Source organism: Brevibacterium sp. HMSC22B09, assembly GCF_001806795.1.
Taxonomy (GTDB): Bacteria; Actinomycetota; Actinomycetes; order Actinomycetales; family Brevibacteriaceae; genus Brevibacterium; species Brevibacterium ravenspurgense.
On record NZ_KV786007.1, the window covers coordinates 17,674 to 41,774 of the forward strand.

At 60.9% G+C, this 24,101-nt stretch carries 18 protein-coding genes; 7 read left to right on the top strand and 11 right to left on the bottom strand.

Annotated features, from left to right (window positions below):
• Positions 1 to 224: 224 nt before the first annotated feature.
• The gene (locus tag HMPREF3087_RS03515) at positions 225 to 671 is read left to right on the top strand and encodes an integrase core domain-containing protein (protein ID WP_070428077.1); all 447 of its coding nucleotides are present in this window, start codon (positions 225 to 227) and stop codon (positions 669 to 671) included.
• On the opposite strand, the gene HMPREF3087_RS03520 is transcribed toward HMPREF3087_RS03515, so the two are convergent.
• The 4 genes from HMPREF3087_RS03520 to galE all read right to left on the bottom strand — a co-directional run bounded on the left by HMPREF3087_RS03520 (position 646) and on the right by galE (position 6,906).
• Positions 646 to 2,850 carry an acyltransferase family protein gene (locus HMPREF3087_RS03520; protein WP_083272011.1) on the bottom strand — a complete coding sequence of 735 codons (2,205 nt, stop codon included), beginning with the start codon at positions 2,848 to 2,850 and terminating at the stop codon, positions 646 to 648. The genes HMPREF3087_RS03515 and HMPREF3087_RS03520 overlap by 26 nt on opposite strands.
• Before the next feature lie 67 nt (positions 2,851 to 2,917).
• On the bottom strand, positions 2,918 to 4,441 hold the full coding sequence (locus HMPREF3087_RS03525) for a hypothetical protein (RefSeq protein ID WP_141738858.1): 1,524 nt from the start codon (positions 4,439 to 4,441) through the stop codon (positions 2,918 to 2,920).
• 69 nt (positions 4,442 to 4,510) lie between these two features.
• Positions 4,511 to 5,947: a hypothetical protein gene (locus tag HMPREF3087_RS03530; RefSeq protein ID WP_070424307.1), complete on the bottom strand. Its 1,437-nt coding sequence runs from the start codon at positions 5,945 to 5,947 to the stop codon at positions 4,511 to 4,513.
• On the bottom strand, positions 5,944 to 6,906 hold the full coding sequence (gene galE, locus HMPREF3087_RS03535; protein WP_070428080.1) for a UDP-glucose 4-epimerase GalE: 963 nt from the start codon (positions 6,904 to 6,906) through the stop codon (positions 5,944 to 5,946). Before galE ends, HMPREF3087_RS03530 begins: the two co-directional genes overlap by 4 nt.
• A 108-nt stretch (positions 6,907 to 7,014) precedes the next feature.
• On the opposite strand from galE, the gene HMPREF3087_RS03540 reads away from it, so the two are divergent.
• A complete protein-coding gene (locus HMPREF3087_RS03540) occupies positions 7,015 to 9,306 on the top strand; it encodes a DUF6716 putative glycosyltransferase (protein ID WP_070428081.1) in 2,292 nt (763 codons plus the stop codon).
• Here HMPREF3087_RS03540 and HMPREF3087_RS03545 read toward each other — a convergent pair.
• The 3 genes from HMPREF3087_RS03545 to HMPREF3087_RS03555 form a co-directional block, all read right to left on the bottom strand.
• Positions 9,199 to 9,666, bottom strand: a complete 468-nt coding sequence (locus tag HMPREF3087_RS03545; protein WP_070428082.1) for a GtrA family protein — start codon at positions 9,664 to 9,666, stop codon at positions 9,199 to 9,201. The two genes, HMPREF3087_RS03540 and HMPREF3087_RS03545, sit on opposite strands and share 108 nt — an antisense overlap.
• The gene (locus HMPREF3087_RS03550; RefSeq protein WP_256173024.1) at positions 9,659 to 10,618 is read right to left on the bottom strand and encodes a glycosyltransferase; all 960 of its coding nucleotides are present in this window, start codon (positions 10,616 to 10,618) and stop codon (positions 9,659 to 9,661) included. The genes HMPREF3087_RS03545 and HMPREF3087_RS03550 overlap by 8 nt, the downstream gene beginning before the upstream one ends.
• 69 nt (positions 10,619 to 10,687) lie before the next feature.
• On the bottom strand, positions 10,688 to 12,793 hold the full coding sequence (locus HMPREF3087_RS03555) for an acyltransferase family protein (protein WP_070428084.1): 2,106 nt from the start codon (positions 12,791 to 12,793) through the stop codon (positions 10,688 to 10,690).
• Positions 12,794 to 12,958: 165 nt separating this feature from the next.
• Here HMPREF3087_RS03555 and HMPREF3087_RS03560 point away from each other — a divergent pair, with 165 nt between their 5' ends.
• Together HMPREF3087_RS03560 and HMPREF3087_RS03565 are read left to right on the top strand one after the other, a co-directional pair.
• The gene (locus tag HMPREF3087_RS03560) at positions 12,959 to 13,933 is read left to right on the top strand and encodes a methionine ABC transporter ATP-binding protein (protein WP_070428085.1); all 975 of its coding nucleotides are present in this window, start codon (positions 12,959 to 12,961) and stop codon (positions 13,931 to 13,933) included.
• Positions 13,933 to 14,637, top strand: a complete 705-nt coding sequence (locus HMPREF3087_RS03565; protein WP_062020454.1) for a methionine ABC transporter permease — start codon at positions 13,933 to 13,935, stop codon at positions 14,635 to 14,637. The genes HMPREF3087_RS03560 and HMPREF3087_RS03565 overlap by 1 nt, the downstream gene beginning before the upstream one ends.
• Before the next feature lie 89 nt (positions 14,638 to 14,726).
• Here HMPREF3087_RS03565 and HMPREF3087_RS03570 read toward each other — a convergent pair whose 3' ends face one another.
• Positions 14,727 to 16,433, bottom strand: coding sequence for a formate--tetrahydrofolate ligase (locus tag HMPREF3087_RS03570; protein ID WP_070428086.1), 1,707 nt, complete (start codon positions 16,431 to 16,433; stop codon positions 14,727 to 14,729).
• A gap of 101 nt (positions 16,434 to 16,534) precedes the next feature.
• Between HMPREF3087_RS03570 and HMPREF3087_RS03575 the strand changes: the two genes are divergently transcribed.
• Positions 16,535 to 17,824: a CDP-glycerol glycerophosphotransferase family protein gene (locus HMPREF3087_RS03575; protein ID WP_070428087.1), complete on the top strand. Its 1,290-nt coding sequence runs from the start codon at positions 16,535 to 16,537 to the stop codon at positions 17,822 to 17,824.
• A gap of 84 nt (positions 17,825 to 17,908) precedes the next feature.
• On the opposite strand, the gene HMPREF3087_RS03580 is transcribed toward HMPREF3087_RS03575, so the two are convergent.
• From HMPREF3087_RS03580 to tagD, 3 genes are read right to left on the bottom strand one after another with little or no spacing between them, the layout of a single operon-like run.
• A complete protein-coding gene (locus tag HMPREF3087_RS03580; protein ID WP_070428088.1) occupies positions 17,909 to 18,790 on the bottom strand; it encodes a glycosyltransferase family 2 protein in 882 nt (293 codons plus the stop codon).
• Positions 18,790 to 19,626, bottom strand: coding sequence for a CDP-alcohol phosphatidyltransferase family protein (locus HMPREF3087_RS03585; protein WP_070424294.1), 837 nt, complete (start codon positions 19,624 to 19,626; stop codon positions 18,790 to 18,792). Before HMPREF3087_RS03585 ends, HMPREF3087_RS03580 begins: the two co-directional genes overlap by 1 nt.
• Before the next feature lie 40 nt (positions 19,627 to 19,666).
• Positions 19,667 to 20,053 carry a glycerol-3-phosphate cytidylyltransferase gene (gene tagD, locus HMPREF3087_RS03590; RefSeq protein WP_061941971.1) on the bottom strand — a complete coding sequence of 129 codons (387 nt, stop codon included), beginning with the start codon at positions 20,051 to 20,053 and terminating at the stop codon, positions 19,667 to 19,669.
• A 169-nt stretch (positions 20,054 to 20,222) separates the two neighbouring features.
• Between tagD and HMPREF3087_RS03595 the strand changes: the two genes are divergently transcribed.
• Both HMPREF3087_RS03595 and HMPREF3087_RS03600 read left to right on the top strand, forming a co-directional pair.
• Complete coding sequence (locus tag HMPREF3087_RS03595) at positions 20,223 to 22,064, top strand: glycosyltransferase (protein WP_070428089.1); 1,842 nt, start codon at positions 20,223 to 20,225, stop codon at positions 22,062 to 22,064.
• A 118-nt stretch (positions 22,065 to 22,182) separates the two neighbouring features.
• Positions 22,183 to 24,024 carry a glycosyltransferase gene (locus tag HMPREF3087_RS03600; RefSeq protein WP_070428090.1) on the top strand — a complete coding sequence of 614 codons (1,842 nt, stop codon included), beginning with the start codon at positions 22,183 to 22,185 and terminating at the stop codon, positions 24,022 to 24,024.
• Positions 24,025 to 24,101 lie beyond the last annotated feature (77 nt).

The window sequence follows — 24,101 nt, forward strand, 5'->3', positions numbered from 1 at the left end:
AGCATCGCGGCAAGCACGGGGTTCGCCGATCTGCCGAATTCTGGAGGAAACGCCTGCGCAGGTCGCCCCGTCGACGTTCTATGCGGCCGTGTCCAGGCCGCCGTCGGCGAGGGAGATTCGTAACGAGCAGCTGTTGGTGCTGATCCGGAAGGAACATGCGGAGCTGCGTCGTCAGGGCGAGAGGGCCGCGGAGCCGACGGTCCGCCGCCTCATGAGCGACGCTGGTGGGAGGGGATCTCGCTCTCGACGCGCTGCGGATGGGTATCTGGCGTCGTCAGCATGCCGGCGACGGCCACACCGGCCTGATCCATCACAGTGACAGGGGTGGTCCGTATCGAGCGATCCGTTATGCGGAGCGCCTCGACGAATGCGACGCGGTCGCTTCCGTCGACTCCAAGGGCGATAGCTACGACAACGCGATGGCTGAGGCGCTGAACTCGCTCGATAAGGCCGAGCTGATCCGCAACCGCGGCCCTTGGACGGGTATCAACGACGTCGAGACCGCGACGGCGGACTACATCGACTGGTTCAACAATCGTCGCCTGCACGGCGAGATCGGGCACGTCCCACCCGCCGAGTTTGAAACGGCTTACCGCGCTACCCAGCGCGGGCTTTCACTGCCCCACCCCAACCGGAGCCGGGTGTTCACTTCTCGTCCGTATCAATCCTGAGTGCCTTGACCACATAGTCGGACATGGTTTCCGAATACGATGCCGAAATATGGTCCTGGTCGCGGTACACAACCACCGAACCGACGACGGCGGGGCATGTTGTGGACTGTCCGCAGAAATAGGGCGTGGGATCCCAACGGCGAATGTCGAGGTCCTCCGCAGCCTTTTTCAGTGCGAGGTCAGCACCGTCTGGTTTGGGGTCTTCGCGCTTGAAGTTGCACTCTGCCGGATCGGCTTCGTTCAGGCCCATGCAGTCGGCCATGTTGAATGGAGGAACAGGAGTGTCGCCGAACGCTACGACGTCGATGCCAGCGTCCTTCAGCGGTGTGAGCGTTTCGATGTACCCGTCATAGCCGACCACATCAGATTCGGCGAGTCCCTGCTCCCGCGCTGCATCCACGTCATAGTCGTCAACGTCCAGATTGGCGATGAGCACCTTGTCAGGTTTTTCGTCCACAAGGTGTTTGACGAGCTTCTTCACCGGCTCGACGCAGTTGAGCCCTTCGTTCTTGTAATTGCGCGGGGTGGCGTTGAGCCCGCAGGCGTTTTTCGCATACACCTGCAGTTTCCAGTCTGTTCCTTCGAGTGCTTTTTCCAGTCCCGGCACCCACTGGGCCGCGTGGGAGTCCCCCACGACAGCCAGTTCCTTTGATCCCTCCGGGTTGAGCACAGTGCAACCGCGGATGGTGTCCGATTCCTTTTTATTCGGATACGGGTGGCACTTTTCGGGGAACTTCGGACGGTCCTCAATGAGGTCGACCGCTTTGGGGAAGTAGTCCTTCTGTCCTTCCGCGTGCATGGGCAGGTCAAGCGACTCCAGCGGATCGCTGATTGCCCGAGCACCGAACAGCGGTTCACCGTCTTCAGGTTTCTGCGTGGCCTGATCGTCTGCAACAGTGTCGTACTTTTCCTGTGCTTCGGGCACCCGTTCGTATTCACGGTTGACTGCCCACTGCGGAACAAGCGCCACCGCCGCGGCAACGACCATGGACACTGCTGCGGCTTCGACCGTCAACCACCTGCGCTTCTTGAACATTTCGTTACGGCGCAGCGGCTCTTCGACAAAGTTGAAGCTCAGGTAGGCCAGAGCCAGTGCGAAGACCAGCAGACCCGTACCTTCGATCGTGTTGGCGTGACGTTCGAACTGCGCGGTGAAGAACACCACCAGCGGGAAGTGCCACAGGTACAGCGAGTACGACCAGTTGCCGATCTTCTGCACGGCTTTCAGATCAACAATCGGGGTGAGCGACCCCAATCCCTGCGTGCGGCCGGCGGCAATGACAGCCATCGTGCCCAGAACCGGCAGAAGCGCAGAGACACCTGGGAATGCAGGTGTCGTGCCGGTGTAGAAAATGCAGGCCACAAGAATTGCGGCAATACCGGTAAGCGCCATCGCCGTGCGCAGGCGCGGGAACCGCTCCGTGTCCACCATGACAACGGCCAGCAGACCACCGGCGCCGAGCTCCCAAATGCGGGACTGTGTGACGAAGTACGCCGTGGGGTCCCCCGATCCCACCAGCACTGCCGACCACACGAACGACACCAGGATGATGATGGCAAAGAGCACGCCGACAACCACCCGAAACGTCCTGTGGAACTGCTGTTCGGGCGACACGTGGTGAGCACCCCCAGTGCCGATCTTGCGCAGGGCACCGGGGACGGCGCCTCGGGAGTGGCGGGCGACAGTCCGGCCCGCAATCCATACGGCGAGAATCACCGCCAGCGGCCACATGATGTAGAACTGCTCTTCGATTGAGAGCGACCAGAAGTGCTGGAACGGTGACGGCGAATTCTGCGCACCCAGATAGTCAACAGAGTTGATGGCCAGCGCCCAGTTCTGCACGTAGAACGCCGAAGACAGCCCTTCGATTGCCGCTTGGGACAGTGAGCTGCGCGGCAGGAAGTACAGGGAGGCCAGGGCGGTGACCACAATGGCGACGGTCGCGGCCGGAAGGATGCGGCGGGCACGGTTGGCCCAGAACGTCAGAAGGTTGACCGTTTGGGTGCGTTCGGCTTCGCGCAGCATGTGCGCCGTGATGAGGAACCCGGAGATGACGAAGAAAACGTCAACGCCCACGAATCCGCCCGGCAGGAAATCCGGGTTGATGTGGTAGATGACCACGGTGACGACGGCCAGTGCGCGCAGCATCTGGATTTCCGGTCGAAACCTACGGTGCATGGGCTCCTCGTTCGTTTGGCGGCCTGTGGGCGGTCAATTGGCTGTCTGTGTGATTCGCACTCTAAGACTAATAAGAGTCGGCGGCGGAATCGTGCGCGACTGGCTGGATGTCCTTTTCAGTGCGGCTCTGCTTGGCGACGCGGTTCTTCTTTTCGGCGCGGAGCCTGCGGGTGTGTCTGCGGGATGCGGCGATCAGCAGCCAGCCGAACATCGCTCCGGCAAACGGCCAGTAGCTGTAGCGGTACAGGTCTGCCGGTGCTGTGGGGAAATACGTCAGAACGTACAGAATGATCGAGGTGAACACGGCGCACGCTCCCAGGGACCGGGTGCGGGTGCGCAGGCTGACGACGACACCGGCAATGCAGGCGGTGAACGCCGTTATCCCTAAAAACATGAACGGCATGTAGCCGTAGGCTGCAGCGTAGACGTAGCCGGAGTGGATGTCCCGGGCTTTCGGGTGGGTGGGCGGCAGGTCCACCTGGTCTCCCCGGACGGCTGAGGATGCCACGGACGAGGTGCTGGTCAGGAACCGCCACGTTGTTTTAGCTCGGTATTCGGCGTAGTCACCCAGGTGGTGTGGAACAGTTGCCTTCCACAGGGCGACCACCGCGTCGGGGTCCTCAACTTCTGTGTACGCTCCGTTGACGCCCAGGCCGTAACAGTTCCAGTAGGCGTCCCAGATGATTTCGCGGCCTTCTTGTTCTTCGCGCTTTTTGCACGTTTCGCGGGCGAACATGATGCGGTCTTTTTCTGCCTGCGGAGCATCCGCGCTGCGGATCGCCTCTTCGGGCATGCCGAAGACGATGTCATCGATGAACACCTGGGTGAACTGCGAGTTCTGCGTGGCGCCGGTGGCGGCGGCGAGTGCTTTGTCTGCTGCGAGCACAGTTCCGCCGACAACGCCGGTGGCGATGATCGAAATGGCGCCGACTTTGGCCAGTTCGCCGCGGACGCGGCTGCCGCGGGCCCGCAGGAACCACAGAACGAACACCGCAACAATGGGCAGCACTGCAACGGCGGAGTTTTTGCGCACGAGTGCCGCGTACACCAAGCTGCCGAACGCCACCGCGGCCCACACCCAGCGGCCCTTTGGCTGGAGCAGCACCAGGAACATCATGAGAACAGCCAAGTACAGGGCGAGCGCCAGCTGCACGTCTTTGTAGAACACACCCAGGATGTTGATCATGTTCGGCATGAACAGCATGAACAGGCCCAGGGCTGCAACCCAGGTGCGCCGTGAGATCTTCAGCAGCACGTAGCTGGTGAGCAGTGCGCACACCCAGCCGAAGAACACCTGTGCGCACAGCAGTGCCGTGACGGTGCCAAAGACCTTTGTCAGCTGGTGCCACGTCCAGGTCATCGAGACCGGCTGCCAGTCGTTGTACGGGACTTCGCCGCGAATCTGCCGCACCTGGAAAACCCCGTCGGGGCTGATTCCACCGGGGTACATGGCAAAGATGATGAGGCCGGCAAGCACCGTGCCGATGGCTGCGAGCACGCCCATGACCCGGCGGTGCTCCGCGCTCAGAGGAGCACGTTCAGACACGGCGGGCAAAGGGGGAGCGTGGGGTTGGGCAGCGGTTTTGGGCACAGGAGAACTGTACGGGCTGATCCTGCAAAACCAGTGAACTCCCGGGCGTCTGCCCGTGTGAGAGCTATCTCATCGCACCCGGCGTCGTCCCTGGCGTTCGGCCCACAGAACGAGCCAGCCGAGTATTGCGGCCAGCCACGGCCAGAAAACGTACCGGTAGTCATTAGCTGGTGCGGTGGGCACGTAGGTCATGAGGTACAGAACGGCAGAACTGAAGATGGCCAGCCCGGCGAGCGAACGGCGTTTCTTCTTCGCACCCACAGCGATTCCGGCGGCTGACATTCCCAGTGCCGTTGCACCCAAGTAGAGCCACGGGAAAGTGGCAACGCCGAAGTCGACAACGTAGATGCGCAGGGATGAGCGAAGTGCCTGCGACTGTGCGGGGTAGTCGAAGTTGCGGTCGCGAACGAACTCGAGTTTCGAGGTGAAGAGGAATTTCGTGGTGGTCTGCGCCCGGTATGCGACATAGCTGTCCAAGTGCTGCGGCACCGTCTGCTTCCAAATGCTGGTGACGGCTTCCGGGTCTTCGATTTCTGTGTAGGCGCCTTCCGCTCCCTTGCCGTAGCAGGCCCAGTATCCGTCCCAGATGATCTCCGGCCTGCCGTCTTCATGGCGCACGCGATTCTTATTGCCGCACGCGGCTTTTGCTTGGGCCAGCCGCGTCTTCTCCGCCGCGGAGGCGTCTGCGTCGTCAATGGCCGCCTGCGGCACAGCAAAGATGAGGTCGTCGAGCATCACCTGGGTGTACTGCGAGTTCTCGGTCGGCTTGAGCGCAGCTTTCAAACCGGTGTCAACGCCCATGAGCACCGCGCCGAAGCCGACAACGGCCGCGACCGCGGCAATCAGTTTGCGCCGTTTGGACAGCGTGCGCTTTTCTCCCCCGGGCTTCTTGCTCTTGATACGCACCAGCAGCCATACGGCTATGACCGCAATGATCGGCAGGACGGCCACCGCGGAATTCTTCCGCACCAGCCCGGCATAGACCAGGGCTCCGAAAGCCAGCACCGCGAATACCCAGCGAAGCTTGGGCACAACCGGTATCAGCAGCATGAGGATAACCGCGAAGTACAGTGCCAAACCCAGATGGGTGTCTTTCCACACGACTCCGACGAGGTTGACGGTGTTGGGCAGGAAGAGGATGAACAGCCCAGCCAGAGCACTCGAGCCGCGCCGGGACACTTTCAGCAGGTAGTAGGAGGTCAGCACAGCACAGACCCAGGCAGCAGATACCTGCAGGACGAGCATCGAGTTGATGGTCCCAGTGAGGTCAATGAGCCACTGCCACGTCCAGGTCATGGCTATGGGGTGCCAGTCGTTGAGGGGAAGAACCCGCCTAGCCTGCTCCAGCTGAAAAACGGTGTCCTTGGTGAAACCGCCGGGGGCCATCGCGGCATACAGCAGCCAGGCCAGCAGTGCGCCGATGACCGCAGCGGCGGCGAGGATCTGACGGTGGCGGCGGTTGAGGGGCGCCTCAGCGGCGGGGTTACCAGTGCGCGCAGAGGTCAACGACCGCGGCTTTCCACCGCGCTGCGGGCGATGTCCTCCAGGGTGAACTGGGCTTTCCACGCCAGGTCGGCGTTGATGGCCGCGGGGTCGGCAATAAGCTGCGGCGGGTCGCCGGCACGACGATCGGCCATGATGGGCTCGAGGTCTTCGCCGAGTGCCTTCCCAACAGCGTCAATGACTTCGAGGACAGAAGCGCCAGTGCCCGTGCCGACGTTGAACGATGTTCCGCGGATGTTGCCGCCCTTGAGGTAGTCGAGGGCGGAAATGTGGGCTTCTGCGAGGTCAGCAACGTGGATGTAGTCGCGGATGCATGTGCCGTCGGGGGTGCTGTAGTCGTCACCGAAGACAACCGGCTGCTGGCCCTGGTCATAACGGTTGAGAACAATCGGAATGAGATTCATAACCGCGGTGTCGGCAAGTTCCGGCCATCCGGTACCCGCCACGTTGAAGTAGCGAAGCTTCACAGCAGACAGGCGGCCGGCGGCCATTTGGGCGTCAATGAGCCATTCGCCGATCAGCTTGGTGTGGCCGTAGGGGTTGATGGGGTGGCAGTCAGTTGTTTCGCGCACCATGTCGACATCGGGCATACCGTAGACCGCGGCCGATGACGAGAACACGAGCGTTTCAATGCGGGCGTCTTCCATGGCCTGCAGCAGGTTGGTGAGTCCTCCCACGTTCTGCTGGTAGTACCACAGCGGGCGTTCGACGGACTCGCCTACCTGCTTCTTCGCGGCAAAGTGGATGACGGAGTCAACACGGTGTTCGGCAAACACTCCGCGCAACACCTCAGGTGCCTCTGGTGAGGCCAGATCGACTTCGACAATCGGAAGTCCGTCAACGCGCGAACGCACACCGTTGGACATGTCGTCAACGATGACCACGTCATCGCCGCGCTGCTGCAGCAGTCGTACTACGTGCGAACCGATGTAGCCGGCACCGCCGGTCACCATCACTGCCATGTGTTTACCTTCCGGTCATCTGTTTGATTCACGCTGGGCCCATAGTCTCACAGCGCACCCCGGCCTTCTCACAGTCTTCGCCGGGCCGCACACCTAGGAGGATACTGCGTGGCAGGAACGTACATTCTGGCTGAATCACCTCTGCAGCTGCTGTCAGGGCTGGAAGCTCTGCACGCTGTTCAGCACAGAAATGACGTGGTGGTCTGCATACGCGAAGACAGCCCCTCGCTGGCGGCGTTCGCAGGCAACCTGCCGGCGGGACTGCTGCCGGATGACTGTCTGCTGCATTCGGGTTTCCCCTCCCCCGCTCAGGCCGCGCAGGCTGACCACTTGTTGCTGGGCGATCCTCTCTCCGGCAGGATTCAGCGGCTGTTGGCCGAATGCGCGGTCCGCCCGGGCGGGCTGCCCCACATCACGATTCTTGATGACGGCTTCGCCACGGTCCGCGCGATCCGCCTGATTCTCAGCCCCACACGCCAGGCGCTCGTTCGTGCCCGCGTTAAGCCGACAGTCCGCCGCACCGCCCTGGGCCACGCCGCCGCCGCGGTGCTGCGTAGCGCCATCAAGCTGGGCCGGCTTTCGTGGTTCAGCGCGCTCACTCCCGATGAATCCCTGCCGCAGCGCTTTACAGCAGCCGGCGGGAAACTCATCCGCCATTCCTTTGCACAGGTGCGCACGTGTTTGGAGGCCACGGCCCCTGACACTCCCACCGATCGCGCCGTCATTGTGGGAACGGCCCTTGCCGCAGATGGCCTTATCAACCAGCGGGCGCTCATTGACTGGGCCGCCGAGATCGGCGCACAGCAGCCTGCCCTGTTCTTTGCCCACCGCCGTCAGACGGCTGACGAACTCGCTGTTCTCGATTCCCTGCCCGGCATCACAGTGGTGGAGTCCGGTACGCCGCTGGAATTGCGTTTGGCGCCGTTCCCCGCGCAGACCGCGGTGTATTCACTGCCGTCAACGGCGGTGCAGACTCTGCCTCTGGTCATGGACTCACCCGAAATCCACATCACTGAGATTCCGCGCGCTTGGTGGGAAACCTCCGCTCCGGACTCTCTGCGTCGAGAACTCAACGCACAGTCTGCTCTCTCACCCGGTCGGATGCTCGATTCTCGGGGCACGAGGCGCCACCGGCTTGTCGCTGTCTGTGACAGCGAGTCGTATCTCAAGTGGGCCGCCGCGATGCTCGACGGCTTCGATGACAGTTTTGAGACGGACCTGTGGATTGTCGAATCCCCCATTCAGCCCACCGGTGAGCAGATTGCCAACGCTGTTGCCGGAACCTCGAGGGCCGAAGCCGAAGTTCCCGTGATTCCCGTGTCGCGTTTGGAGGGTGAACTGTCAGCAGTGAGCCCAGACGTGGTGCTGGCGGCGGCCACGGGCCCTGTCGTACAGACGGTGTACTCCACGGCTGCTCGCCTGCCGCGCCGGCCCGGTTTGGTGTCGGGCCTCCCCGGTGTGGGTCTGCCGGCAACCATCAAGGGACAGCGCTACCGCCGCCGCGGCGATGCTTTTATCGCTCATTCTGAACACGAGCGCCACCTGTACCGCAAAGTCAACCGGCGTTTGGGCCTGCCGGTCGATGTGTGGGTGGGGCGCCTGCCCATGCTGAAGTCTGTGGGTGCTCCGCAGCCGCAGTTTGCTGACGGCACTCCGCCGAACCGCATTGTCTTTGCCCCGCAGGCCAAAGTCCCCGAAGAACGCAGTCAGCGCCGCACACTTCTGCTGGAGCTTGCGCGTGCCGGTAAACAGCTCGATGTTCCTGTCATCATCAAGGTCCGCAGCCGTCCGGGTGAACACGAAACCCACCACGAACAGCACACCTACATTGAGATCTTGTCGGAGCTCATTGCCGAAGGGGCTGTTGGGCCCGATGACCTGCAGGTGGAGGTCGGGCCCATGGCTGATTTCCTCACCGACGGCGCAGCACTCGTCACGGTGTCCTCAACCGCGGCGTTGGAATCCCTCGATCGAGGCCTGCGCACTTTCATCATCGGCGACTTCGGTGTCAGCCGAAGCATGCTCAACGAGGTTTTTGCCGGTTCGAACCTCATCGGCAGCTTCGATGATCTTGTTGCAGGCAGGTTCCGTCATCCTGACCCCGAATGGCTTGAGGCAAACTACTTCCAAAAGCCCAGTGAGGAGCTCTCCTCACAGCTGGCGTGCCTTGCTCGCCGCTCGGAAAACTACGAACTCGATGGTCGGAAGACCCGCGATTCTATTCAGTCGTGGCCGACCCTGCGTGCGGAGCTGCGAGCTCACGCACCCAAGCAGGTGGTCAGCGTGTACCGGTCAGGACGCAGACTCGTTAAGAACCTCACGCGTGTCGCGAAAAACCCAGGTGCGGTAGGCGTAGAAGCGGAACGCCATGGCCAGGGCGATGCCGACGATGTTCGTTGAAATGTTGTAGGCGATCGGACCACGTAGGCCGAGAACGTACCAGGTGAAGGCCAGCGGCAGCACGGTGATGATCATGCCGGCCCCGTTGACCAGGACGAACAGCACAAAACCGCGCAGGTTCGAACCTGTTTCCCGATCACCGTAAGTCCACAGTTTGTTGCCCATCCAGGCGACAATGACTGATGCGATGGTCGAAATGATCTTCGCTTTGATCGGACCGTCGTGCAGCAGTGCGGGCATTGCCCACAGGCCGTACACCAGAAGGTTGGACAGCCCAACGTCGACGATGTAGCTGACACCGCCGACGGTCAGGAACTGCAGCGCCTCTTTTATCAGCGAGCTACGCCGGCTCTCATTCATTTCCGGGTGCCGGCAGTTCCAGGTAGTGCAGGCGTGAGGTTTCGCGGCGAGCGCGACGCACGCCGTCCATGATGATTCCCACCGATCCCATGAGGAACGCAAGGATCATGCAGCCGGCTGACAGCAGCGCGGTGGGCAGGCGCGGCACGTAGCCGGTTTGGAAGAACTCCCACACCACGGGAACGCCCAGGGCCAGTGAAATGAGTGCGAACAGCGCTGTCAGTCCGCCGTAGAACAGACGCGGCCTTTCGTGGGCTGTCAGCTGAGTGATGAGCCACAGGATCCTGAAGCCGTCTTTGAACGTGGACAGCTTTGAGAAGCTGCCTTCGGGGCGGTCACGGAAGCCGACGGGGTATTCGGCGTTGGGCAGCCGCAGCGACATGGTGTGCACCGTGAGTTCGGTTTCGATTTCAAAGTGGCGGCTGACCGCGGGGAAGGATTTGACGAATCTGCGCGAGAACACGCGGAATCCGGACAGCATGTCGGTGACGTTGTCGCGGAACATCCAGCTGGTCAGCACGTTGAATGCGCGGTTGCCGCGTTCGTGCCCTGGCCGGTAGGCCGATGAGTCGGCGGGCGTGCGCACGCCGAGCACGTGGTCGTAGTTGCCGTCGATCATGGTCTGCACCATGGCGGGGGCGTCGGCAGCTTCGTAGGTGTCGTCACCGTCGATGATCAGGTAGATGTCCGCGTCGACGTCCGCGAAAGCCCGCCGGATGACATTGCCCTTGCCGGGACGGTTTTCAAAGCGCACGATTGCACCCGCTTCCCGTGCGACTTCGGCTGTGTTGTCGGAGCAGTTGTTGGCGTAGACGTAGATGTCAGCTCCGGGCAGGGCGGCACGCAGGTCAGAGACGACTTTTCCGACCGTCAGTTCTTCGTTGTGGCAGGGGACGATGGCTGCAATGCGGCGCGAGCCGAAGGGGTTGTTCTCTTGCACTCTCAGCTTCACAGATTGGACGGGACTGTACGCACAGCAATGGTAGCCCTCCACAGTGAGGAGCATTGCCGAAAAACGGATTTATTCGGCAGGTGTGACCAACGGGACGATATCGCGGGTGATGTAGGTACCGAGTGTTTTCGAGTATTCGACGGTGATGTGGTTGGAATCGCGGTAGACGGCGCGCGATCCGATGACCGCCGGGCAGGTGCTCTCGGTGCAGAAGGCGTCGAGGGTGTCGGCATAGTCGACCGTGTCTCCTGCGGCTTCTGCTGCAGCCCGCAGCGGCTTATTGGATTTCTCTTCTGCCGCTCCGGGCCTTGGGAAGTCGCACGTGCTGGTGTCGTCACCTGCGGCAGCCACGCAGTCGGCCATGTTCTCCCCGTCTGGGACTTCGGGAGAATCGCCGAGTGCGATGATCTTCGCACCATTCAGCCTGCCCGTCAGCTGTTTGAACACCGCATCGTAGCCGCGCTGCGCAGCTGACTGGCCACCGGCGAAGTCGTCGTAGCGTCGGTTGGTGATGACGACCGCATCGGGTTTCTGCTGTTCAATGCTGCCCAGCATGTCAGGCACAGCCTGCGAGCACACGAAGCCGTTCCGCCGCTCTTCGAAAGTACGCGGTTCGGGGTTGAGCGGGCAGTTTTCGCGTGCGATGACGACAATCTTCCAGCCGTCGCGGCTCAGCGCTTCTTCGAATGCCGGCACCCACTGCACAGCGTGGGAATCCCCTGCCACGACGAGGGTTTTGGTTCCGTTCTTGTCCCCGGTGACACACGGCCGGGTATCTGACGAGGTGCCAAGGGCGGGCACATCTCCGCACCCTGCGAATGTGGGATAGTTTTCGCCGATCGAGCCCAGGCCCGGTTTGAGGGGCTGGTTTTGGTAGCGCGGTTCGTACATAGTGGTCCGCAGGGAACGGAATCCGGGCCCGAATTCCCCAGCCGTGTTGAGTTCTGGTGGGGCAAATACTTGAGCTTCAGCGGCGGCGACCTTCGCCTCGTCCATTTTCACCAGCGCGTGCGGCACGGTACCGATACCGACTGCGGCGGTGACTGCGATGAGCGCCCCGGACAGGGTCAAGGGTGATGAGCGGCGCATGGTCGGTGAGTGCAGGATCGGCTTTTCGAACAGGTAGAAGCTGAATCCTGCAATGAGGATGGAGGCCAGCACGATGATGACGGCTTCGAGCACGGTGGCTTTGCGACCGGCGAGCGCTTCGAAGAACACAATGATCGGGAAGTGCCACAGGTACATGGAGTACGACCAGTCGCCGATTCTCTGTACGGGCCACAGTTCGAAGATCCGCTGTGGGGATCCCCAGCCGGTGGTGTGGCCGGCGGTGATGACGGCGGCGGTTGCAGCGACCGGGACGAGTGCGGTCAGACCGGGGAACGGAATGTCGCCGGAGTACACGAAGGCACACGTGATGATGGTGAGCGAGCCGACCAGAGCCAGCCACTTGCGCGTGCGGGGGAAGCGCACAGGATCGCCCAGGTACACCGCGAGAAGGCCGCCGACTCCCAGTTCCCACACGCGTGACAGCGTGTAGAAGTAGGCGCTGGTGGGGTCCTGCGCGGTGATGTAGACGCTGTAGGCGAACGACCCTCCGACCACTGCGAAGAACAGTACGGTGGCGATCACCCTGACGCGGCGGCGGTGCCGGATGTCGTCGGTGGGGCTGGCCCAGCGGATGCGCTGGGCTATGTGCCATGCGGCGACCACCAGCATGGGCCAGAAGATGTAGAACTGCTCTTCGATCGACAGCGACCAGAAGTGCTGAAACGGTGTGGGGGCGGTATCGGCTGCCAGATAGTCGACGGATTGTTGGGCCAGTGCGTAGTTCTGCACGTAGAAGCCGGAAGCGACAGCCTGCAGGCTCAGGGTGGCAAACTGTGAGCGCGGCAGTATGAAAAGCGACGCGATTGTCACCGTGATGATGGTCAGTGTGGCCGCCGGCAGGATTCGGCGTGCTCGGTTAGCCCAGAAGTCGGCGGCGGAGATTCTGCCGTGTTCGGCTACGCGGCGCAGCAGGCCCGCGGTGATGAGGTAGCCGGATATGACGAAGAAGACATCCACACCGATGAATCCGCCGGGCAGCCAGTCGGGGTTGATGTGGTAGACGACGACTGCGAGCACTGCGATCGTGCGCAGGGCTTGAATTTCGCCGCGATACTTCCTCACCATCGGGCTTATCTTAGTGAACTTCTTCTGTGCGCGATTTCACGACGCTTTATGACGAGCAGAGCGGTATAGGCCGTCATATGGTGTCACAATTTTCTTTGCTGCCTGTGCTGGTACTCCCCGCCTGCTTGGCACAGCGGCTTATCCCCATGGAAAGGAAATTGCCGGGTGATCACTCTGACTGGCCTGACGAAGGAATTCGCGGGCACCACGGCTTTACGCGGCATCGACTTACAGGTTGATGCCGGACTCATTCACGGCATTGTCGGCCGTTCAGGCGCCGGCAAGTCGACCCTCATCCGCTGCCTGACGGGGCTGGAACGCCCGACGTCCGGCACGGTGGAAATCGATGGGGTCGATGTTACTGAGCTGCGCGGAGCCGCTCTGAGGAAGGCCCGCCGCAATATCGGCATGGTGTTCCAGCACGCTGAGCTGCTGTCGGCGAAAACCGCGCTGCAGAACATTGCCCACCCGCTGTTGGTTGCCGGTGTGCCGAAGAAGGAAGCCTTCGCAAAAGCCGAATCGCTGCTGGCGCGTGTGGGCTTGGAGGGCCGCGGCGGCAGCTACCCCGCTCAGCTGTCGGGTGGTCAGCGTCAGCGTGTGGGCATTGCCCGTGCCCTGGCAGTGGACCCGCAGATCCTGCTGTGTGATGAGCCCACCTCGGCCCTTGACTCCACGACGACAGCCCAGATTCTGGGCCTGATCCGCCAGCTGCGTGACGAACTGGGCATTACGGTGCTCATCATCACCCACGAAATGTCGGTGGTGCGTGAAATCTGTGATTCGGTGACTCTGCTGGCTGAGGGCAAGAACATGAAGACGGGCCGTCTGCGCGACATTCTTGCTGATCCGTCGTCGCCGCTGGCGAAGGACCTCATTCCCCTGCCGTCGGCACCACTGCCGAAGGAGGGTGAGGAACGCAGGACTCTGGAAGTCAGCTTGGCGGGAACGTCGGCTGCACAGCTGTTTGCGTTGGCTGAATCTGCTGGCGCCCCGGTTGCCGAGGTGCAGGCGGGAACTCTTGAGACGATCGACGGCCTGGAGGTCGGCAGGCTACGGGTGCGCAGTACCGATGACGCTGCCACTGTGCGCCTGGGCAAGGCTCTGGCGGATGCCGGAATCTACTGCAAGGAGGCACGCTGATGTTTGCTTCTGATGTTGTGCTTGCTGCTGCCGACAAACCAAGGTGGCTGAACAACCCGGCAATCACGAAGGACCTTCTGCCGGCGACGATTGAGACGCTGCAGATGACGGTGTTTTCCACGCTGTTCGCCGTTCTGCTGGGCCTGCCTCTGGGCATTTGGCTGTGGGTGACGGCGAAGGGTTCTCTGGCTCCGCAGCTGACTGTGCACAGGGTTGTCAGTGCGATTGTCGACTTCGGCCGGTCGATTCCGTTCATCATTCTGATGATTGCGATCATCCCGTTCACTCGATTTGTTGTGGGCACGGCTTTGGGTTGGCAGGCGACTGTTGTTCCGCTGGCCATTGGCGCTATTCCGTTTTTTGCCCGTCTGGTTGAGGTTGCGCTGCGCGAGGTTGCCAGCGGCAAGATCGAGGCTGTGCAGATGATGGGTGCTACGAACTTTCAGATCATCCGTCAGGTGCTGATTCCCGAGGCGCTGCCGGGCCTGATTTCAGCTGTCACCGTCACGGCGGTCAACCTGGTGTCGTACACGGCTATGGCCGGTGCTGTTGGCGGTGGTGGTCTGGGCGCTTTGGCTATTTCCTATGGCTACCAGCGCTACCAGGGCGATGTCATGATTGCCTGCATTGTGCTGCTGGTGGCGATTGTCGTCATCATCCAGCGTGTGGGTGACTGGCTGGCTCGCCGGGTCGACCACCGCTGATCTGAGCTTTCTGGCAACTGACGAGGCGGAGGTCCGGTCCCGCGGTAACCCGCGGGAATTCTGAACCTCCGCCTCGTTCGTGTGTGGGGTCAGAACAAGCCGGAGATGACCCCGTCGTCGTCCACGTCGATGGACAGTGCGGCGGGTTTTTTGGGCAGGCCCGGCATGGTCATGATGTCGCCGCAGATGGCGACGATGAAGCCCGCTCCTGCGGACAGGCGCACGTCGCGGACTGTGACGGTGTGGCCGGTGGGTGCGCCCAGCTGGGCGGCGTCGGTGCTGAATGAGTATTGGGTTTTGGCGATGCACACCGGCAGGCTGCCGTAGCCGTCGGCGGTGAACATGTCGAGTTTGCGTTTGACCTTGGCGGGCAGGTTAATGCCGTCGGCACCGTAGATGCGTGTTGCGATTGCTTCGATTTTGTCTTCCAGCGGCTGGTCGAGTTCGTAGGCGAACTTCGGCTGCGGCTGGGTGCTCTCAGCAGCTTCGATGACAGCTTGGGCGAGATCGATCGCACCGGCTCCACCTTTGGCCCAGTGGTCGGCAATGGCGACCGTGGCTATGCCGTCGAGTTCTGTTTTCAGCGCTTCGAGTTCAGCATCGGTGTCGCTTGGGAAGCGGTTGACGGCGACGACGGTGGGGATGCCGTAGACCTCGCGCAGGTTGTCCAGGTGTTTGCGCAGGTTGGGAAGCCCGGCTTTGAGTGCGTCGATGTTTTCGGTTTCGAGGTCGTTTTTGGCCACTCCCCCGTGGTACTTGAGTGCGCGGACGGTGGCGACGACGACTGCCGCGCTGGGGAAGATGGCTGCGGTTCGGCATTTGATGTCGAGGAACTTTTCGGCCCCGAGGTCAGCTCCGAAGCCGGCTTCTGTGATGGCGTACTGGCCGTGGGTCAGCGCTGCTGTGGTGGCGAGAACGCTGTTGCAGCCGTGGGCGATGTTGGCGAAGGGCCCGCCGTGGACGAATGCCGGAGTGTGTTCGATGGACTGCACCAGGTTGGGTGAGAGTGCTTCTGCCAGGAGGGCGGCCATGGAGCCTTGCACGCCGAGGTCGGCGACTGTGACGGGTTCTTTGTCGAAGGTGCGGGCTACGACAATGCGGCCTAGGCGGTCTTTGAGATCTTTGATGGAAGTGGCCAAGCAGAAGACGGCCATGACTTCGCTGGCTACGACGATGTCGAAGGCGTCTTCGCGGGGCATGCCGCCGGTGAAACCGCCCAGGCCGATGGCGATTTGGCGCAGGGCGCGGTCGTTGAGGTCGACCACACGACGGATTTCCACGCGGCGCGGGTCGATGCCGAGTTCGTTGCCGTGCTGCAGGTGGTTGTCGAGTACGGCTGCGGCGAGGTTGTTGGCCAGAGCGATGGCGTTGAAGTCGCCGGTGAAGTGCAGGTTGATGTCTTCCATGGGCAGCACTTGTGCGTATCCGCCGCCTGCGGCGCCGCCTTTCATGCCGAAGACGGGGCCCAGGGATGGTTCGCGCAGGGCAAGCACGGCAGGCTGTTTGCCTTCTGGGACGTCCCAGTTTTCCTGCTGTGCAAGTTGGTTGATGCCGTCGGCCAGGCCGATGCTCGTGGTGGTTTTGCCTTCGCCCGCAGGTGTTGGGCTCATGGCGGTGACGAGGATGAGTTTGCCGTGCTCGGCACTGTTGCCGCGCCCCACAACATCAGGTGCGGGTACTTTCGCTTTGTAGTGGCCGAACGGAATGATGTCGTCAGCGCTGAGTCCCACCGACTGGGCAATTGAGTCGATGCGCTCAATCTGAGCTTTGCGTGCGATCTCCTGGTCAACAGTCATGAGACCAGTGTCTCACTGAAGAGGGAGTCTGCGAGGATCAGCCGCTGTACGAGTTTGGTGCCCAGTACAATGAGCGGGTCAATCGTCATTTTGGAGGCACAGTGGGCAAGCGTCTGCGCAGAACACTGCGGAAGGTACTTCGGTCAAGAGCGTGGAAAGCAACGAGCCAGCGGATCCGCGGCACAAGGCAGTACACTCTCACGGCCCGTGAGTTCAAAGAAAGCACTGCTCCTGAGGCGAAGGTTTTTGCCTACTTCGGTGACACGAAGGCGAAGCTCTACCAGCTGAAGCAGTGGATTCCCGTTCTCGAAGAACTCAACAAGACGGTTCCGACCGCCATTTTTCTCCGCAGGCCTTCTGCGATTGCCGCCGTCGCTGAAGCTACAACGCTGCCCATCGTGTTTCGACAGTCGTTCGACAACATGATGACGTATATAGAGGAAAACCAGCCGAAGCTGTTCCTATACGTCAACAACGGGCGTTCGAACTTCCAGGTACTGAGTTACGCGCCTGCAGTTCACGTCCACATCAACCACGGTGAATCTGACAAGCTGTCCATGGTGTCCAACCAGGCGAAGGCCTATGATGCCGTGTTCACAGCAGGCCCTGCTGCACTGCGCAGGCACCAGCGGGCACTTGTCGACTTCGACGAATCCAAACTGATCGAAGTCGGACGCCCCCAGCTGGACCTCGACTACGAACCCGAACTTCCCCCAAGCGACAAGCGCACCATCATGTATGCGCCCACGTGGGAAGGCGAGAACGACAACAACAACTACACATCGGTCGACTGCTTCGGCCCCGCGATCGTTGCAGCTGCCCTGGCGACGCCTAACACCCGTCTTGTCTACAAGCCGCACCCGCGCGTGGCTGGTTCACGCGACGAAGACATGCAGACCGGTCACGCCATGATTCTGGAACTGATCGAGAAAGCCAATGCCGAGGGTGGCGAACACCTTGTTCTGACCGAAGGCAACATCCTGGCCATGTTCGACGATGTTGACCTCATGGTCACCGATATTTCCAGCGTCGGGCTGGACTTCCTCTACCTCAAGGCCGACAGTCCGCTGCTTCTAACGGACCGCCGCACAGACCGAGCCAAGCTCGTCGATGAGTCTCCCATTGCGTCCAGTGTGCCGATCATCGACGATTCGACCGTCAACGACATTCAGACGATGATCGACGCAGAGCTGACAAGCGGCGGCAACGTCGAAGCCCGCGCCGAAGCGCGAGCTCTGTACTTTGGTGGGCACGATGTTGGCGAGTCAAAGCAGGCGTTTATTTCGACCGTTGAGCGCCTTATTGCCGAACGCGAGGCAAAGCACATTGACCGCAGCTACATGGTGTCAGCAGCCGAAGCTAATGAGGACGACAACGAGAGCGAAGACTGAAAGCAAAAGAGAGTGGCCGCTGGCGCAAACGCCGGCGGCCACTCTCTTTTGGTTGTATGAAGCTTTAACCAAGAACTGGCATCTCTAGATAACCGGCGGACGGCCTTTGAAGCTCATGCGCAGGACGCCGCGCTTGCTGAGTTTGGCCTCGTCTTCTTCGCCATCCCACGGGTCTTCGCGCCAGCCGTCAGCCCATCCTTTGAACCACGGTTTGAGCTGTTCGGGCTTGCGTGCCCACCTGAGCACCTGGACGCCCGTCCATGAACCCACATAGGCCCAGCTGAATGGCCACGGCAGGTTCCTGCGTGCCAACCACACGCGGTTACGGGCGTTCATGTAGAAGTATTCGTCGTGGCGTTTCGGGTCTATCACGGGGTGGGCCACTGCAAGATCGCCCATGTACCACACGTCGTAGCCTGCATCCCATACGCGCCAGGCCAGCTCAATGCCTTCGTGGGCATACCAGAACGAACCCGGCCAGCCCCCGCATTCATCGAAGGCCTTGCGCTGCATGCCGATGGCGCCTTCCCATACAGAGAACACATTCGATGAATGGCTTGCCGATTTCTTGCGCAAACGCGGAATCCACCGCTTAGGCGCATTCGGGTTGTCCGGATCAACCACACGGGGCTGAACCAGACCAACACTGGGGTTTTCACGCATGTACTGTGCCATCCGCCACAGCGTGTCCTCATCCGGCAGCCAGGCATCGTCATCGAGGAAGAACAGGAACTCGCCCTTAACCAGGGGCACACCAGCATTGCGTCCGGCAGGAATTCCCACGTTTTCGGGCAGCATGTGGGTTTTGACTTCCTCCGGCAGTCCCACAGGGTCCCAGCCATTGCCCACGCACACAACGTCGAGGTTGACGTTCCGCTGGGCCAACAGCGAATCGATACCCCTTTTCAGGTCATCCATCCTTTTGCCCATGGTGAGGATGACGACGCCGTAGTCGAAAACTTCCATCAGCCGAGCCTCCTGGAGAACCAGATCGACACAAAGTGCCCGACGACCGACAGCGCGGCAAGCGGGACCATCACCAGGATCATCCACCGTTCACCAGTCAGTTCTGGGCCGCCGGAAGCAACCACGATGAGTGACACCACGCTTGCCGCAACAGCCAGCATCGACATTTCGACCGAATGCCAGATGCGGTGGAACGGCACAAAACGCGCAAGCTGCTTCACTCGGGCAAGACCGCCGTGTGTCACAGCAGTTGCCGCAGCGGAGTCTTCCAGCTTGTCCAGGCCGTTGAATGCGCGGCTCATGTGCACCAAGCTGTTCAGCGCCTTGTTCAGCAGAACGAGTGATGACACCACTCCCCCAGCAACCAGGTAGGGGTAGGCGAACCCTGGATCGGACTTCAGCAGTCCCAGGTCACTCACTGCCCGCACGCCCAACATGAAGGCGACGAAGCCTTCTGTTGTGTAGTGGCCAACCGCGTCAAGGAAGACACCCTTTGCACTGCGGGTGCCGCGCCAGCGTGCAACTTCGCCATCACAGCAGTCGAAGTACAGCTGCAGCTGCGAAAAGAACAGTGCGAGGAGTGCACCCCACACACCGGGGATGAGCAGCGCAAAGCCGATTGCCCATCCGGAGAGGATCATCAGTCCCGTCACGCCGTTGGCGGTGATAGGCGTGCGCACCAGCAGCGCGGTCAAGTAGATGGAGATGTGCCGCAGGTACAGCTCTGCCGTCCAGTGTTCGGCGTTTTTGCGCGCGCGCACTTCCGGCGGCTGGGCAACAGCTCGCAGCTGTTCCAGCGTCGGATTCTTAGGCCGGGAAGAGTGTGCTTCGCTCATATCTCAAGGCTAGGTGTCACTCCAGCAGAAGTGCTGGAGTTTACTGACTGAGGTCTCCCTTGATCTTGGTGGTGGAGATTTCCGGCGTGCGCGGGAGGTAGACGACGTCGCACAGGTCTTTGAGGTCGTCGAACTTGCCTTCCCAGTCGTCACCCATGACAAAGGTGTCAATGTGGTACTTCTCGATGTCGGTCCGCTTCTGTTCCCACGTGTTTTCGGGGATCACGAGGTCGACGTAACGGATAGCTTCGAGCATGTTCTTGCGGTCGTCCCACGAAAAGTACGACTTCTTGCCCTTACCGGCGTTGAATTCGTCAGTGGACAGGGCGACTACCAGGTAGTCGCCCTGTGCTTTACAGCGCTGCAGCAGTCGGATGTGACCGTAGTGCAGCAAGTCGAAGGTGCCGTAGGTGATGACACGGCGCATGAAAAAGCCCCTTGCTTAACTTGAAGTTAACTTGCAGATCATATAAACGATACCCCACGGCCCACTTGAAGTCCCGTCTAACCGCCTGTTGAGCGGGTGCTGTTCCCCACAGACACGCACACCGGTCACAGGAGCTAACCGATACCCCCTCGCCTAGAATGAACGGACGATGAATACCAGTCTGGCCGGCCCTCTGCGCCGAGTAGCTTCGCTCTTCAAACCGCAGTCCCCTCGCGGAGTTTTGCCGTCGGGTGACTACTACAACATCCTGTGGGGCATCCCGGAGACTTTCGGCGGGCTAACGTCCGCCTCACTTGAACGCGCTTCAGCATTCGCCCGGCAGGACAACCGCCCCGTCACGATCCTCACATTCTCCCCGCACAACAGCGGAAAAGAACGCGAACAAGCCCTCAAAGACGAAGGCCGGTTGGATAAACGCGTTTCCATCCTGAACATCTGGGAAGACCTCAGCACATGGTCAGACACCGAACGTAAACGAATGAAAGGCACTGCTCGGCGCGCGCCAGAAGCCGTTGAAGATGTCTTGCCACATGCGGCGCGGAACACACGCGAACAGCGCACAGACGATGCCGGCGCGGTCCTCCAGACTGACCACTACGACGCGCAGGGCCGTTTGTTGGTCATCGACCGCCAGGACACCACAACACGCGGCACGAAGGGCGGGCGCCTTCTGACACTGTTGAACCCGCAGGGCGACATCATCGGTCAATGGCGGACGGCGACTGCGTTTTACAAGGCATGGCTTGACGTTGTCTTCGGCGAGGACCCAAGCTACGTCATTGTCGATTCAGCTTTTGCCGGCCGCCTTTTTCATGGGTACCGGCGGGACAACGTGATTTTCTGCCAGGTCATCCACAACGCCCACGCCGTCGACACTTCGCTGCGGCCAGTCGAACTATATGAAGGTAACTTGCCGCTGATTCAACACCTCGACGAGTTCGACCGCGGTATCGCCCTTACAGATGGGCAGAAAAACGACCTCGTCAGCGAACACTACACATCGGGGAACGTCCGTGTTATTTCGAACCTGATCCCTGATCTCCATGGCTCTGCCCGATCACGCCGGGACCGCACAGACGGTCAGATAATTGCTCGCCTCACCGGGCAGAAGCGTCTTGACCATGCTGTTCGAGCTTTTGCACGCGCGAAAGTCCAAGTGCCCGAACTGAGCATCGATGTTTACGGAGAGGGTGGCGAACAGCAACACCTAACCTGCCTCATTGAAGAAGAGGGGATCACTGACAGTTTCCGTTTGCGCGGACACGACACACAGGCTAAGAGTTACCTGCGCAGCGCTTCATTTCTCGTTCTATCAAGCCTGTTTGAAGGCCAAGGTCTCGTGCTGCTCGAAAGCATGTCGGCAGGGTGCATCCCAATTGCATACGACATCAAGTACGGGCCTTCCGACATCATCACCGATAGCGTGGACGGTTTCCTCGTACCTGCGGGCGACGTTGACGCTCTGGCTGAAGCGATCGTCAAAGTCGCAACGATGGACGACGCCGCTCTGCGCACCATGCGCCGCAATGCCATTAAGAGGGCGAAGGATTTCTACGAAGAATCAATCGTGCGGGACTGGGCACAGATGTTCGCCGAATGCTCTTTCGACCCCATACAGAAATCCGCAGCAACCGCAAAGCTGACTTCACTGACAGTGACAGACACCGCTCTCGAGATCGAAGCAGCCGTTGAGAAGCACCCGTGGGAGAAGACTTCTCACAGCTACGTGTCATGGCGGCTGGCTGGCAAACCCTATTACGGCCGAACACCTGCCGAATTCGACGGACCCACCCTGCGCGCAGTGATCCCTCTGTCCGAACTGGAACTGTTGCCCACAGGCGCGTTGGAACTATCAGCAGACTTCGTGGAGGGTCGTTCCTTCCGTCGCACCCGCATCCTCGCTGACGAAACCCCCGCCGCAGCCGGTTCTTTCTTCACCCCGGTACTGAACGACAAAGGCCAGTTGAACCTGCAGATAGAAGCTGACTGACACCTCGTAAGGCCGGGCCGGCCAACGATCACTACCGCGTCCCGTTTCATCAGGCTGTTCATGGTCAGGACCTACAACCTGTGATCCCACTCAGGTACGGGAAATAAAATAGATGGCTATGAAAGCGTCACTGTCACGGCTTCTGCGCCGCATCATCCCCAACTCAAGCGGTCCCCGCCCCCAGCAAGTCCTTCCGGCGGGGAACTACTACACCGTGCTGTGGCGCATCCCCGAAACATTCGGCGGGCTGACTTCCGTTGCTCTCGAACGATCGTCAGCTTTCGCTCGCCAAGACAACCGTCCCGTCGAAATCCTCACGTTTTCCCCGGATAACAGCGGCAAGGAGCGCGAGCAGAAACTCAAAGCCGAAGGCCGACTGGATGACCGCGTTTCCATCCTGAACATCTGGGAGGACCTCAGCACGTGGTCAGACACTGAACTTAAACGAATGAAAGGCACGGCAGAACCTGACCTGGGTGCCCTCAAAGATGCACTCCCCCACACCTCGGGAAACACACGCGAACAGCGCACAGACGATGCCGGTACGGTCCTCCAGACCGACTACTACAGCACGCAGGGCCACCTGCGCATCATCGACCGTCACGACGCCACAGAACGCGGCACCACAGGCGGCCGCCTGCTGACGCTCCTAGACTCCCGCGGAAGGATTGTCGCACAGTGGCGCTCCGGCGGCGCATTCTACAAAGCGTGGCTCAACGCAGTATTCGGCGACCAGCCGAGCTACGTCATTGTCGATTCTGGTTATGCAAGTTCAATCTTCCGCACCTACCGGAAGAAGAACGTTGTGTTCTGCCACGTGCTGCACAGTAACTTCCTCAAGAACGAAAGCGTGCACCCGCGCGAACTCAACCGCGCCAGGTTCGACATCTTTCACAACGCCGACCGTTTTGATCGGGTCATCGCACTGACCCACGCCCAACAGCAGGACATGTTCGCGCTGAACCTGTCTTCGGGCAACCTCACGGTCATACCCAACGTGGTTCGCGACCTCCACGGCGATGCGGAAGCACCCCGTGATAAGGCTCACGGAATCATGCTTGCAAGGCTGACCCCGGGCAAGAGGATCGATCACGCTATTCGCGCTGTGGCAGCGGCACGCTCCAGCGCATCCGGACTGCACATGGACGTCTACGGCGATGGCGATATGCACACCGAACTCACCCAGCAGATCAACGCCAACAACGCAGGTGAGCACATCACCCTACGTGGCTACGCAAGCGATGCAAAAGATCACTTCCGTGAAGCATCATTCAGCCTCCTGACAAGCAAGCAGGAGGGCCAAGGCCTGGTTCTCCTCGAAAGCATGTCTGCTGGATGCATCCCGATTGCCTACGACATCAAGTACGGCCCAGCCGACATCATCACCGACGGTGTCGATGGCTTCCTCATCCCCGACGGGGATGTTGAAGCACTCACCCAGGCAATCATCCGCGTGGCCACCATGGACGATGCCGAGCTCACCCAGATGCGCCGCAACGCCCTGAGACGAGCTGCCGACTTCTACGAAACCGCTGTCGTCAACAAGTGGGCGACCATGTTCCGCCAATGCTCCTTTGAGCCATTCCAACGCTCACAGGCCACCGCAGCGCTGACCTCGCTGACTGTGACAGACACGGGACTGGAACTCGAAGCCACCGTCCACGACCACCCCTGGGCGCAGACCTCCCACACCTCCGTGTCATGGCGGCTGGCCGGCAAAACCTATTACGGCCGCACACCCGCCGAATTCGACGGAACTACCCTGCGCGCAGAGGTCCCACTGTCCGAACTGGAACTGCTTCCCGCAGGCACCCTGGAACTGTCCGCCGACTTCGTTGAAGGCCGCTCATTCCACCGCACCCGCATCCTCGCTGACGAAACCCCCGCCGCAGCTGGCTCCTTCTTCACCCCGGTACTGACCGACAAAGGCCAGTTGAACCTGCAGATAGAAGCTGACTGACACCTCGCGAGGTGGAGGTCGGCTCTGCAGCCACTTGCACCAGAGTGAGGTGGTGAGAAAACGATTGTGGGCGGTTC